This is a genomic window from Bradyrhizobium niftali (genome assembly GCF_004571025.1).
Taxonomy (GTDB): Bacteria; Pseudomonadota; Alphaproteobacteria; order Rhizobiales; family Xanthobacteraceae; genus Bradyrhizobium; species Bradyrhizobium niftali.
The window spans coordinates 1-13,357 of sequence record NZ_SPQT01000038.1 but is presented as its reverse complement, the minus strand read 5'-3'; the positions used below and the strand labels follow the sequence as shown (position 1 = coordinate 13,357).

General features: G+C 65.6%; 13 protein-coding genes. 4 read left to right on the top strand and 9 right to left on the bottom strand.

Features of this window, described 5'->3' with window-relative positions:
* Positions 1–11 precede the first annotated feature (11 nt).
* Together E4K65_RS40930 and E4K65_RS40925 are read right to left on the bottom strand one after the other, a co-directional pair.
* Positions 12–773, bottom strand: a complete 762-nt coding sequence (locus tag E4K65_RS40930; protein ID WP_135178925.1) for an ABC transporter ATP-binding protein — start codon at positions 771–773, stop codon at positions 12–14.
* Entirely contained in the window at positions 773–1,792 is a 1,020-nt protein-coding gene (locus E4K65_RS40925; RefSeq protein WP_135178924.1) for an ABC transporter substrate-binding protein, read from the bottom strand. Before E4K65_RS40925 ends, E4K65_RS40930 begins: the two co-directional genes overlap by 1 nt.
* 94 nt (positions 1,793–1,886) lie before the next feature.
* On the opposite strand from E4K65_RS40925, the gene E4K65_RS40920 reads away from it, so the two are divergent.
* Positions 1,887–2,591, top strand: coding sequence for a GntR family transcriptional regulator (locus E4K65_RS40920; RefSeq protein ID WP_135178923.1), 705 nt, complete (start codon positions 1,887–1,889; stop codon positions 2,589–2,591).
* Here the strand turns inward: E4K65_RS40920 and E4K65_RS40915 are convergent, their stop codons facing one another.
* Entirely contained in the window at positions 2,592–4,763 is a 2,172-nt protein-coding gene (locus tag E4K65_RS40915) for a HAMP domain-containing methyl-accepting chemotaxis protein (protein WP_135178922.1), read from the bottom strand.
* 353 nt (positions 4,764–5,116) lie between these two features.
* Here E4K65_RS40915 and E4K65_RS40910 point away from each other — a divergent pair, with 353 nt between their 5' ends.
* Entirely contained in the window at positions 5,117–5,536 is a 420-nt protein-coding gene (locus E4K65_RS40910; protein WP_135178921.1) for a response regulator, read from the top strand.
* Positions 5,537–5,603: 67 nt separating this feature from the next.
* Positions 5,604–9,110, top strand: coding sequence for a PAS domain S-box protein (locus tag E4K65_RS40905; protein WP_235885949.1), 3,507 nt, complete (start codon positions 5,604–5,606; stop codon positions 9,108–9,110).
* 142 nt (positions 9,111–9,252) lie between these two features.
* Here the strand turns inward: E4K65_RS40905 and E4K65_RS40900 are convergent, their stop codons facing one another.
* Positions 9,253–9,888 (bottom strand): response regulator transcription factor, encoded by a 636-nt coding sequence (locus E4K65_RS40900; protein ID WP_135178919.1) that lies wholly within the window; start codon positions 9,886–9,888, stop codon positions 9,253–9,255.
* 166 nt (positions 9,889–10,054) lie between these two features.
* On the opposite strand from E4K65_RS40900, the gene E4K65_RS47905 reads away from it, so the two are divergent.
* Complete coding sequence (locus E4K65_RS47905) at positions 10,055–10,360, top strand: hypothetical protein (RefSeq protein ID WP_167771560.1); 306 nt, start codon at positions 10,055–10,057, stop codon at positions 10,358–10,360.
* 52 nt (positions 10,361–10,412) lie between these two features.
* On the opposite strand, the gene E4K65_RS40890 is transcribed toward E4K65_RS47905, so the two are convergent.
* From E4K65_RS40890 to E4K65_RS40870, 5 genes are all read right to left on the bottom strand, one after another.
* Positions 10,413–10,916 carry a response regulator gene (locus E4K65_RS40890; protein ID WP_135178918.1) on the bottom strand — a complete coding sequence of 168 codons (504 nt, stop codon included), beginning with the start codon at positions 10,914–10,916 and terminating at the stop codon, positions 10,413–10,415.
* A 141-nt stretch (positions 10,917–11,057) separates the two neighbouring features.
* The gene (locus E4K65_RS40885) at positions 11,058–11,375 is read right to left on the bottom strand and encodes a hypothetical protein (protein ID WP_011083221.1); all 318 of its coding nucleotides are present in this window, start codon (positions 11,373–11,375) and stop codon (positions 11,058–11,060) included.
* Positions 11,376–11,377: 2 nt separating this feature from the next.
* Positions 11,378–12,256: a CheR family methyltransferase gene (locus tag E4K65_RS40880; protein WP_135178917.1), complete on the bottom strand. Its 879-nt coding sequence runs from the start codon at positions 12,254–12,256 to the stop codon at positions 11,378–11,380.
* A gap of 61 nt (positions 12,257–12,317) precedes the next feature.
* Positions 12,318–12,704: a response regulator gene (locus E4K65_RS40875; RefSeq protein ID WP_028143851.1), complete on the bottom strand. Its 387-nt coding sequence runs from the start codon at positions 12,702–12,704 to the stop codon at positions 12,318–12,320.
* 33 nt (positions 12,705–12,737) lie between these two features.
* The gene (locus E4K65_RS40870) at positions 12,738–13,211 is read right to left on the bottom strand and encodes a chemotaxis protein CheW (protein WP_135178916.1); all 474 of its coding nucleotides are present in this window, start codon (positions 13,209–13,211) and stop codon (positions 12,738–12,740) included.
* Positions 13,212–13,357 lie beyond the last annotated feature (146 nt).

Below are 13,357 nucleotides of genomic sequence, written 5' to 3'. Positions count from 1 at the left end.
TAGAGGCTCCCTCAATGCGCCGCGGCTTCGGCGGCGAACAGGAGATCGTGGATCTCCTTCTCCAGCCGGCCGGCGCTGCCGTCCGCGCCCGAGACCTTGTCGACATCGACCACCTCGGCCTTGACGCGGCCGGGATGCGGCGACAGCAAGAGGATGCGGTTGCCGATGCGGATTGCTTCCGCGATCGAATGGGTCACGAACAGCACGGTGAACCTGGTCTCGCTCCAGAGCTGGAGCAGCTCGTCCTGGCAGGTCCGGCGCGTCAGCGCGTCCAGCGCCGCGAACGGCTCGTCCATCAGCAGGATGTCCGGCTCCATCGCCATGCCGCGCGCGATCGCGACGCGCTGCTTCATGCCGCCGGACAGCGTATGCGGATAGGCATCGACGACGCGGGTGAGGCCGACTTTCTCGATATAGGCCCGCGCGCGTGCCTCGGCGTCCTTGCGCGGCAGCTTTCGCGCGGTGAGCAGCGGGAACATCACGTTGGCGAGCACGGTCTTCCACGGCAACAGCTGGTCGAACTCCTGGAAGATCATCATGCGGTCGGCGCCGGGACCGTGGATCTCGCGGCCGTTGATGCTCATGCGGCCTTCGCTCGGGCTCATGTAGCCGCCGACGGCCTTGAGCAGGGTCGACTTGCCGCAGCCGGACGGCCCGAGCAGCACGAAGCGGTCGGACCTGTCGACGGTGAAGCTCACCCTCTCGGTGGCGGTGACGACGGCGCTGGAGGTCTTGTAGCGCAGCGTCACGCCGCTGACATCGAGCAGCGCCATCAGTTGCCCTTCAGGTCGTGCGCGACGGGGAGATAATAGTCGGTCCAGGCCTTGGGCTGGTTCTTCAGCGTGCCGGTCTTGTAGAGATGGGCGGCGAATTTCATCGTGCCCTGTGGCTCGAGATTCCATTCCATCATGCCGGGCTCCTTCAGGAGATCGAGCAGCTCCTCCACCGAGGTCTTGTCGCCGGTGATCTCCTTGTAGATCTCGACGGCCTGTTTGGTGTCGCTACGGATCAGGTCCTGCGCTTCCTTGGTGGCGTCGCGCACCGCCTGGATGATCTTGGGATTGGCGTCGGCGAATTTGGTCGTGGTGAAGAATTGCGCCTGGCTGAGCGGGCCGCCCATCACGTCGGGCGACGACAGCACGACATGCGCGCCCGGCACGTTCTTCAGCTCCAGGAACGTGAAGGGCGGGATCGAGAAGTGGGTGTGCACCTCGTGCTTGGGATTGGCGAGCGCCGCATAGGCGTCGGGATGGCCGAGCTGCACGGTATTGGCGTCGAGCTTGGACCATTGATCGGCACCAAAGGCCTCGGCCGCCGCGATCTGAAGCACGATCGCCTGGGTCGAGACCTTGACGGTCGGCACCGCGATCTTGTCGCCGGGGCCGAAATCCCTAATCGACTTGATGTTGGCGTCGCGGCTGATCAACGTCATCGGCTGCGCCGAGGTCGCGACGATACCCTTCACGCCGCCGCGGGTGCGGTCCCACAGCAAGAGGAGATTGCCGGTGCCGGTGTTGAGGATGTCGACGCCGCCGGCGAGCAGCGCATCGGTCTGCGCGCCACCGCCGGAGAAGGTGACCCATTTGGTGGTGACGCCTGATACCCCGAGCGAAGCAGCATGTTTCTCGATCAGCTTCTGCTTCTCCATGATGTGGCTCGGCATGTAGAAAATGCCGGGCTGGCGCGACAGCGAGATCTCGGATTTCTGCTGGGCATGCGCCGCGGATACCGGCAGGAGTGTTGCGGCGATCAGGGCCATGGCGGCACAGCCGCGCTGGAATTGCGTCATCATTGTTGTTCGTTTCCTCTGGCCGCCATTGACGGGAGACCTTGCTAATGCACTAATGCATTAGTGCATCAAAGGCAAGTCCGCCGGAGTCGCCGTCATGGAAACAGCCCATCCCGCGCCCCGCACGGCCGCCCGGCTCGATCGCGGCCGCCAGGCCGCGCCGCAGGTGTTCGAGCGGCTGCGCAACGCCATTCTCGCGCTCGAACTGCCGCCGGGCTCACCGCTGTCGCGTACCGATCTCGCCGCGCAATTCGGTGTCAGCTCGACGCCGATCCGAGACGCGCTGATGCGGCTGGAGGAGGAAGGGCTCGTCGACGTGTTTCCGCAGCACGCGACCGTGGTCAGCCGGGTCGACGTCGGCCGCGCCGAGCAAGCCCATTTCCTGCGCCAGGCGCTTGAGCTCGAAATCGTCCGGATGCTCGCGGAGCAACATGACCAGGCCCTGGTCATCCGCCTCGACCACGCGATCGCGCTCCAGCAGCAATTCGCCAAGGCCGGGGACTTCGAGAGCTTCATCGCCGGCGACAATGATTTTCATGCGCAGCTTTATGCAGCCGCCGACAAGCAGGAGCTTTGGGCGCTGGTGCGCAGTCGCAGCGGACATATCGACCGCCTGCGCCGGTTGCACCTGCCCTCGCCCGGCAAGGCCCAGAACATCGTGCGCCACCACAGACTGATCACCCGCGCGATCGAGGCGGCAGACGCCGATGCCGCGCAACAGCATCTGCGCAAGCATTTGTCGGGCACGCTAAGCGAGCTCGACGAGATCCGGAGCCACCACCCCGAATACCTGACGGACTAGTCAGGCGGCGGTGCGCTGCTCCGGCCCGCGATAATCGGCATCGTCGCTGCTGCGGCGGTCCATCGGACCGCTGCGCAGCTTGACGAAGAAGGCCTGGACCTCGGCGGCGAGGCGTTCGGCCGCGCCCGAAACGTGGTTCGCGGCGCCCATCACGTCGTCGGCCGAGCGGTTGGTTTCCGCGATGGCGCCGGAGACGGTCCCGATGCTGGTGGCGAGCGTCTGCGTTCCCGACGCCGCCATCTGGACGTTCTGCGAGATCTCCCGCGTTGCCGCGCCCTGCTCCTCCACGGCGCTGGCAATCGCCGCGGTCACCTCGTCGATCCGGCGCATGGCGGTTGCGACCTCCTTGACGGAGGCGACCGCGCTGCCGGTCGAATTCTGGATCGCGGCAATGTGCTGGGTGATCTCCTGCGTCGCATTGCGGGTCTGGTCGGCCAGCGCCTTGACCTCGGAGGCCACCACAGCAAAGCCGCGGCCGGTTTCACCGGCGCGCGCCGCCTCGATGGTGGCGTTGAGCGCCAGGAGGTTGGTCTGGGCCGCGATCGCCTGGATCAGGTCGACCACCGAGCTGATGCTCTGGGCCGCGTGCGCGAGACCTTCGATCTCGGCCTCGGAGCGCGCGGTCACCTCGCCCGCGGACCGCACGGTCTTGTTCGACAGTTCGATCTGCCGGCCGATCTCGACGATGGAGCTCGCAAGCTGCTCGGCCGCCGCGGCGACGGTCTGGACGTTGACCGCCGTCTGCTCGGACGCGCTCGCCGCGGAAGCGGCCTGGCTCGTCGCATGGTGCGCGATGCCGCCGAGGCTCTCCGCGGTCTGCCGCATGGTCCCCGCATTCTCGTCGACCAGCGCGAGCAGGTCGCGCGAGGTCGCACGAAATTCCTCGACCGCGCGCTCCGTGTTGCGGTTGGCCGCCTCGCGCGCCTCCGCTTCGCGCGCGAGCTCCGCCGCCGCCTGCTGCTGGGCGATTACGTTGTCGCGGAATTTGGCCACCGCCTGCGAGACTACCCCGATCTCGTCGCCGCGCTCGGCCGTCCTGAATTCGACACTGGTGTCGCCGCCGGACAGGCGCGCGGAATCGCCGACCAGCTCGACGATCGGACGGGTGATGGAGCGCGCGACCAGGATCGCAATCGCCGTTCCGAGCGCCAGCCCCGCGGCGAGCAGGATCCATTGCAGCAGAAGCAGTCTCTCGACCTCGTCGGCCACGCTGCGGGCGTCCTCGGCAAGCTTGGACTGCTGGTCACTCTTGAGGCCGCCCGCGCGCTTGCCCTCAGCGTCCTTCCTGCCGTCGAGAAGATCAAGTATCCGGGCCGCGCGCGGAGCGGCCTCGGTGGACAGGATGAAGACCGGCATGTTCCATTGCGGCGTCTGGCGGATCGCGAAGATCTTCTGCGGCAACGGTGTGAAGGCCTCGTTCGCCCTGGCGATGGCCCGGTAGGCGGTCGCCTGCCTTTCGGTGAGCAGATCCGCCTGGGTCCCGACGGATGCGAGCGCGGCCCTGAAGGTCGCGAGCGGCTTTTCGAACTTGTCACGGTCGGCCGCCTCGCCCGAGGCGACGTAGAGCCGCAATTGCGATCCCGCCGCGGCGAGATTGCCGCGCACGTCGGCGAAGGTCTTGAGCAGGCGCTTGCGCTGCGGCGTCGCCTCCAGCGCCTCCTCCTCGTCGATCATCGCGGTGATCTCGGCGAACATGGTCGCGATCAGCGGCGCGGCCTCCTTTGCCAGGAGCTCGCTCGCAGGATAGGCCGACGGGGTGAAGGCGGTGAGCTCGGCCTTGTCCTGGGCCTGGCGGAATTCTGCGATCAGTGCCTTGGCTTCGCTCCAGGTGGTCTTGTTCTGCGGACTGGAGAAACCCTCCGCCATGCGGTCGACCGCAGCGGCGGTGCGATCCAGGTCGGCCCAGACCGCCGCCCGGTCACGCTTGCCCTGCGCATCGCCGGTGAGCAGATAGCCGCGCAGCACCGAGAGCGTGGAATAGAGATTGCCGACGAGCTCCGTGCTTGCGACCGCGACCGGCGCTCGCTGATCCACGACCGTCTTGATGCGCGACGAGATATCCGAGACGGCGGCGACGGTGTAGATTACGGTCGCGGCGAGCAGAACGCAGATCAGCGCAAAGCCGCCGAGCAGCCGGGTCCGAATTCCGGTGTTCGCAATTGATTTGAACATGAAAGATCTCGTGCTGATGGTCGGTTGATCGGCCGGCGTGGGGCAGAGGCCAGAATGTGGACAATGAAATGCGCAAAATGCGGGTACCGAAACTGAGGGGGATTGTGGTCACTCGCCTTTAACTCATGGTGAAATCCGGGCTCCGTACAACTACGGCGAGACCATTGGCTCATATGCACGCAAGCGTGCGTACAAACTGCAATGGCATCGCCCCCCTTTTGCGCGCCGGCCGGGTCAATCGCACCCAAACGCAAGCCGCTTGCGGGGCGGATAGAATCCGCGCAACAATTTCGTTTTTGATGCTTTGATTTGAGGTCACTGGAACGTCCCAGCCGACCCGGAGGAATTCAGACGTGGCCAACATCCTGATCGTGGATGACGACCCGGCCGTGCAGATCACCATCCGGCTGCTTCTGGAGAGGGCCGGTCATCACGTCACCGTCGCCGGCGACGGCCACAAGGGACTTGCATTGTTCGAGGCCAGCCAGTTCGACCTCCTGTTTCTCGACATCTTCATGCCCGGCATGGACGGGCTGGAGACGATGCGCCACATCCGGGCGCAGCAGCCGGCGATTCCGATCATCGTCATCTCCGGCCGATCGACCACGCCGGACGCCTACGCGGAGCCGGATTTCCTGAAGATGGCGACCAAGCTCGGCGCAGTGGCAAGCCTTCAGAAGCCGTTCCGGGCAGACGCGCTGCTCGCCGCGGTCAACGGCTGCCTCGACGCGGGCAAGCCGGAGGAGCCCGATGTCAGTACCGGCCGCCGATGATGGGCACACCAGTTCGGCTGCACGCCAGGACGAGCGGAACCGTGCCCGAAACGACGAAAGGCGCTACATGACTTTGGCGACGCGGCTCGCCATTGCCATGATCTTACTGGTTGCGATAGCCGTGGCTGCCGTCGGATGGCTGAGCTACTGGAGCGTCGAGCAGGCCGTCTTGCCGCGGGTCCTCGACCGCCTCGAAACCCATTCGCGGTTGATTGCATCCGATCTCGAAGGCTACGTCGCCGGAGCGCGGGGCGATATCGCCGGCTACCGCGCGGCCGCTTCTCTCAATGGACTGATCCGCGCCCGTCTTGCCGGCGGGATCGACGCGCAGGACGGTGTCTCCGAGCAGACGTGGCGCGAGCGTATCGCGACGCGCCTCGCCGCCGAGATCGACTCCAAGCCGGCTTACGCCCAGTTTCGCATCATCGGTGCTGGAGATGGCGAGCCGGAGTTGGTCCGGGTGGACCGAACCGGTCCAAACGGAACGGCGCGAATTGCTTCCGATGACGAACTGCAGCGCAAAGGCGAGCGCCAGTACTTCCAGGAAACGATCGGGCTTGCCCCGGGCGAGCTCTATGTCTCGCCGCTCGAACCGGCAAGCGTTCGGGGCGGTACGACGACAGCCCATACACCGACATTACGCGTGGGCTCGCCGCTGTTCACACCGGATGGCAAGCCGTTCGGAATCATCCTGGTGAACATCGATATGCGTCCGGGGCTGGAGCGTCTCCGCTCGCTGATCCGCCCGGGCGAGCAGCTCTATGTCGTGAACGCGCGCGGCGACTACGTCGTGCATCCCGACCGCAACCGCGAGTTCGGCCTGATGCGCGGCAAGCCCAACAATTGGGCCGATGATTTTCCCTATTTTGCGGGGCTGATGGGGGCAAGCAAAGGTTCTGCTCAAGTCATCAAGGATGCGCGAGGCCACAATGGCGGCGCAGCGTTCGCGCCGGCGCTGCTCGCAGGAAAGGAGTGGCTTGGAATCATCCAGATCGCTCCCAATTCGACATTTGCCCGTTTCGCCACGGCCATCCAGCGCACGACGCTGTCGGTCGGATTGATTGCCGTGCTCGGCGCGGCAGTCCTGGCGATCCTGCTCGCCCGAACACTGACACGGCCTATTACGCAACTGACCCGCGCCGTCGAGAGAATCGGCAGAGACGGCGAGATCGCCATTCCGGTCGATGCGCCGGGCGAAACCGGCGCGCTGGCCCGGTCCTTCGCGCGAATGGTCGCAGAGGTGCAGGCAAAAACCGCGGCTCTCGAACGCGAGGTTCTCGAACATCGCCGTACCGAGGCCGCGCGAAGCCATCATGCCGCCCGCGAGAACCTGTTCAGCGCGGCGGTCGAGTCGTCCGATGATGCGATCATCATGCAATCGCTCGACACCATCATCACGGGCTGGAATCCGGCGGCAGAGCGCCTCTATGGCTATTCGGCGGACGAGGCGATCGGCAAGTCCACCTCGATCATCGTGCCTCCCGACCGCCGCGAGCAGGGCAAGGATTATTTGCGGCGAATCGCCCGCGGCGAGCGGATCGAGAACTTCGAGACCGTGCGCATGCGCAAGGATGGCCGCCCGGTCGAGATATCCGTGAACCTCTCGCCGATCAGGGGACCGTCGGGCGAGATCATCGGTGCTTCCGGGTCCGCGCGCAGCCTCACCGAGGCACGGCAGGCCGAGCGGGCGCTCCAGCAGCAACTGGAGGAGCGGCGGCAGCTGTTCGACGCCTCGCAGGATCTGATCATGATCATGGACACGCGGGGCCACATCGTTCAGGTCAGCCCGAGCAGCGAGACCGTTCTCGGCTACGGGCCGGACGAGATGATCGGCCGCAGCGGCGTCGATTTCATCCACCCCGACCACCTCGAGCAATCCCGCGAGGAGATGCGCTCGCTCCGGCGCGGCGGGCACCCGAAGCTCGCCGACACCCGCTGCATCCACAAGGACGGACGCGAGGTCTGGCTGTCCTGGCTCGGCAACTGGTCGGATCAGGCCAAGCGCTTCTTCCTCGTCGGGCGCGACATGACCGAGGCCAGGCTCGCGGAGGAGTCCCTGCGCGAAAGCGAGCAGCTGGCCCGCAACATCGTCGAGACCGCGCTCGACGCCTTCGTCCAGACCGACGATCGCAGCATCATCCTGAACTGGAGCTCGCGGGCCGAAGAGCTGTTCGGCTGGCGGCGCGACGAGGCGCTGGGCAAGAATGCGGTCGATCTGATCGTCGCACAGAGTGAGCGCCGGCGGGTCACGGCCGGCCTCGCGCACTTCCTGCAGTCCGCGGATGGCCGGAGGCTCAACCGCCGCCGTGAGCTCATGGTTCGCCGTCGCGACGGCAAGGAATTCAAGGCCGAGCTGAGCGTCACGGCGCTGAAGCGCCGCGAGGGCATCCTGTTCAACGTCTTCTACCGCGACCTCACCGACAAGATCGCGTCCGAGGAACGCATCCGCCACGCCGAGAAGATGGAGGCGGTCGGCCAGCTCACCGGCGGCGTGGCGCACGACTTCAACAACATCCTCACCGTGATCACCGGGACGATCGAAATCCTCAGCGACGCAGTGGCCAAGGAGCCCGAGCTTGCGGCGATCACCAGGATGATCGACGAGGCCGCTGGACGCGGCGCCGAGCTGACCCAGCACCTGCTCGCGTTCGCGCGCAAGCAGCCGCTCCAGCCGCGCGAGATCGACATCAACTCGCTGATCGTCGACACCGCAAAGCTGCTGCGGCCGACGCTGGGCGAGCAGATCCAGATCGAATCCGTGTTCGAGGGGGAGAGCTGCGTTGCGATCGTCGATCCCAACCAGCTCACCACGGCGATCCTCAACCTCGCACTCAACGCCCGCGACGCCATGCCCGGCGGCGGCAAGCTGATCGTTGAGACCGGCGCCGCCTATCTCGACGAGGTCTATGCCAGCGTCAACGACGTCCGGCCCGGACACTATGTGCTGATCGCCGTGAGCGACACCGGAACCGGCATTCCATCCAACATGCTCGCCAGGGTGTTCGATCCCTTCTTCACCTCGAAGGGACCGGGCAAGGGCACCGGACTCGGGCTTTCGATGGTCTACGGCTTCATCAAGCAGTCCGCGGGCCACATCAAGATCTACAGCGAGGAAGGCCACGGCACCACGATCAAGATGTACCTGCCGCCCGGCAAGACGGCGACGGCGGTCGGCGACGGCGTGATTCCCGCGACGATCGAGGGCGGACACGAGACAATCCTGGTGGTCGAGGACGACCGGCTGGTGCGCGACTACGTGCTGGCGCAACTGCACGCGCTGGGCTACGTCACCTTGCAGGCTGCGAACGCCGCGGAAGCGCTCGCGATCGTCGCCGCCGGAAAGCCGTTCGACCTGCTGTTCACCGACGTCATCATGCCCGGCAAGATGAACGGACGGCAGCTCGCCGACGAGCTGATGAAGACGCGCCCCGATCTCAAAGTGGTCTACACGTCGGGCTATACAGAGAACGCGATCATCCATCACGGCCGGCTGGATTCGGGCGTTCTGCTGCTCGCGAAGCCCTACCGCAAATCGGATCTCGCGCGGATCATCCGCAAGGCGCTGCTGGGGTAGCACGCCGTGCTGTAGCCCGGATGAGGGAAGCGACATCCGGGACTCTGCGGCAGTGTTCCCGGGTGTCGCGGAGCCTGTCATCGGGCGGCGCTTCGCGCCGACCCGTTGGCTCACCCGGGCTACGAAAGCTCAACCGAAAGACTTACGACGCGCGCTGCGCCGCGGTCATCACGATCCGGATCAGGTCGGCCGCATTGCGCGCACCGAGCTTCTTCATGATGTTGGCGCGGTGGTCCTCGATGGTGCGCGGGCTGATGCCGAGCGTGCGGCCGGCTTCCTTGTTGGACGCACCGGCGGCGAACTGCTCGAGCACCTCGCGCTCACGCCGCGTCAACGGCTCGCGTCCGGGGAAATGCAGCGAGCCGAATTTCGGCGCTGCGTTCTCCGCCTGCCTGCGCGCATAGGCGCCGATCGCCTCGTCGAGGCGGCCGACGATCTCGCTGCCGCGGAACGGCTTCTCGATGAAGTCGAGCGCGCCGCTCTTGATGGCGCCCACCGCCATCGTGATGTCGCCCTGGCCGGAGATCATGAAGATCGGCGCCGGATAATCCTCACCCTGCAGCTCCTTCAGAATGTCGAGACCCGACTTTCCGGGAATGTGCACGTCGAGCAGGATCGCAGCCGGTGTGCGGTTTCGCGCGACGGAGAGCAGCGCTGCGCCGTCCGCAAAACAGATCACCTCATAGCCCGCCGCCTTCAACACCATCGACAAGGTGTCGCGAACGGCCGGGTCGTCGTCGACTACGAAGATTTCACCGCGAGAGGTTTGTTCGGCCATGTGCCATGTCCAATTGGCATTAGAGTCCATTCGGCATTGAGGACTCGCGTCCGCGCCAACCCTTATGGCGTTCGGCGCGGATTCGGCCCACCCGTATTTGTACGGGACATGGACTTAACGCACAAGTAGCGGCATGGCGCCTAATTGCGGGGGACGGAGAATATCCATGCTAAATTCGGCTGGCACGCCACTTCTCGTCACGACGCCCGAGGCCGACAGCCGTCAGTTGATCGCGGCCGACCTTCGCTGCCTGATCGCGCAGATCCAGAGCAGCATGCGCCTGATCGACGCAGCCATGATCGACGCAGGCCTGGAGCGGGACGACAGCGGCGATCGGGCGGGTTCCATCGACATTTTGGTGCTCGACGACGTCACGCCGCGTTATGCCACGGCGAGCGCCGCCCTCAACGTCTGTCGGGCGGGTCCTGGCCGCGCCCTTCAATACCTGTCGGATTCCGACGACCCGCTATAGGTCGCGATCGGCGCGGCGGCGGCCGCGCCCGATTGCATGGCAGCTCCGCGCGTCAGGTGCGGTGCCGTTCCACGATCGCGTCGCTGGCGACACCACCCCAGGTGTGGATCGCCGGCAGCCCCATCGCGGTCTTGCCGAGGTTGGCGAGGCTGATGCGCAGGGCCGCCAGATCGAGCGGCTTCGGCAGGCTCTGGAGCTCAATCCCGACGGAACGGGCAAAGCTGCGGGCGGCGCTGCGGCGCTTGCCGTCCATGCCGCTGATGACGATCACGGCACCGGCGAACTTGGCCTTCGCCATCTCGCGCAACACGTCGATGCCGTCACCATCCTCCAGCACGAGATCGAGCGTCACGCAGTCGAAGCGCGCGGCGCGGAGCTTCTCGATCGCTTCCGCCACGGACGGCGCCACGGTGACTTCGTGGCCGGCCTGCTTGGCGGCGACCGTGATCAGGCTGCGCTGCGTGGCGTCGTCATCGACCACCAGGAGCTGGAGCGCACGCCGCTCGGCGACGTCGGGCAGGTTTGACGGGACGGGGGAGAGGGAACTTCTGGGCATTGCCGTATTCCTGAGATTGAGACGGGCAATGGATACACGGCGCGGGCTTCGGCCACGTAAAGCCGCCGCGACAAATTCGTCCGGATGTTTCAGCAAATGTAAAGCAACGTGGCGGAAAGCGCCGGCGCCGCCACGCGCCGGTCAGGCTGCCGCGTCGTGGCCGCCCGCCGCGCCGCGCTTCTTCCGGTTCTTGCCGCGCAGGAACTGGATGTCCATTTCGGCGCCGTTGACGCGCACCAGCTCGCAGCGGCGGTAGGCAAGGCCGGTCGACGACAACAGCAGGAAGAATTCCTTCAGGTTCAGCCCCTGGATCGAGCCTTCAACCGTGAGGATGGCGTCGGTGTCGGAAATGGCGTTGAGTTTGCAGTCACGGCGCCAGGTGCCGTCGATGGCCATGATGCAGACATCATAGCCGCGACTGAACGTCACGCGCTCCGCGCCTTTTCCATCCTCGGCCATGCCTATCGTCCTGCCATCACCGCCATGCGCGGCGCCACGCCGGCAAGGGCCGGCTTGGCCGCGGCGGCACGCGGATCGTTCGGCTTGTAGAGGCCGCGCCGGTCGGGAATCGGCCTGAAAGTATCGGTCAGTCCGACCACGGTTTCGGCGGCCCCCAGCACCAGGAAGCCGTCGGGCTCGATCTGGCGCGCCAGCCGGTTGAAGATGTTGATCTTGGTCTCCTGGTCGAAATAGATCAGCACGTTGCGGCAGAAGATGACGTCGAACGTACCGAGCTGGGCGAAATCGTGCAGCAGGTTGAGCTGGCGGTGCTGGATCATCGCCCGCAATTCGGGATTGATCTGCCAGGTCTCGCCGGTCTGCTTGAAATATTTCACCAGCATCTGGATCGGCAGGCCGCGCTGCACCTCGAACTGGCTGTAGATGCCGGCCTTGGCCTTCTCCAGCACCTCCTGCGACAGATCGGTCGCGATGATCTCGACGCGCCAGCCGGTGAGGGCTGCACCCATCTCCTTCAGGCACATCGCCAGCGAATAGGGCTCCTGCCCGGTCGAGCCGGCGGCGCACCAGATCCGCACGCTGCGGCGGCCGGCCCGCGCCTTGATGATCTCGGGCACGATGGTGTCGCGGAAATGATCGAACGGGACCTTGTCGCGGAAGAAGAAGGTCTCGTTGGTGGTCATGGCTTCGACCACGTCGGTGATGAGCGCGCGCGAGCCGCTTTGCAGTTTCTGCACGAGCTCGGGGATGCCGGAGAGCCCGGCCTTGCGGGCGAGCGGCAAGAGACGGCTTTCGATCAGATATTGCTTGTCTGCGGACAGATCGAGACCGGAATTGTCCTTCAGGAACTTGCGCAGATACTCATACTCGGTCGGGGTCACGGATGGCCTCTCGAAAGCTGTACTGAAAACACTCTGGCCGAAACACTCGGGCCAGACACACTCAGACCATGGCTTGTCCGACCGGGATCAAGCCGACTTCAGCGAACTTGTCGGCGATAATGTCTTTGTCGAAGGGCTTCATGATGTACTCGTTGGCGCCGCCGCTGAGCGCCTGGGCGATGTGAGCCACGTTGTTCTCGGTGGTGCAGAACACCACCTTGGGCTGGTCGCCGCCGGGCAGGCGGCGCATGTGGCCCATGAACTCGAAGCCGTCCATCACGGGCATGTTCCAGTCCAGCAGCACCGCGTCGGGCAGTTGCCGCTGGCAGATCTCCAGCGCCTTCGAGCCGTCCTCGGCCTCGGTCACCTGGAATTCAAGGCCTTCCAGGATCCGGCGCGCGATCTTGCGCACCACGCTGGAATCATCGACCACCAAACACGTTTTCATTTCGGTTCTCCCGGCTTCGATGTTTTCGTTGGCTCACGCAGCAATTTGCACTTTGGTTTCGAGCTCGAGGACGCGATCGACGTCGAGGACGACCATGAGCTGGCCGTCGAGACGGTGGACACCGCCGGCGAGCTTGGCCATGCGGGGGTCGAGGTTGACGGGGTTCTCTTCCTTGCCGTCCTCGGGCAGGCGCAGCACCTCGCCGATCTGGTCGATCAGCAGGCCATAGGATTCGCCGCGCAGGTCGACACCGACCGCCATCGGCGCCTTGCCGTCCTCGGGCCGCGGCAGGCCGAGACGGGCGCGCATGTCGACCACGGTGACGATGCGGCCGCGCAGGTTGAGGACGCCGGCGATCTCGCGCGAGGACAAGGGCACGCGGGTGACGCGTTCGGGCATGAACACGTCCTGGACGCGGGAGATCGGCAGGCCGAACAGCTGGCCGCCGATCATCGCGGTGACGTATTCGACCATGGCGCCTTCGGTGGTCTGCATCTTGTTGGCCATAAGCCTATCTCCTGATCCCGCTGGTTACGCCGCGGCCCGGCTCAGCTCGGAGGCGCCGGCGGCGCCCGCGGTCTGTTCCTTCAGCGCCGCGATCAGACCGGGACGGTCGAACTTGGCGACATAGTCGTGGAAGCCGGCCTGACGGC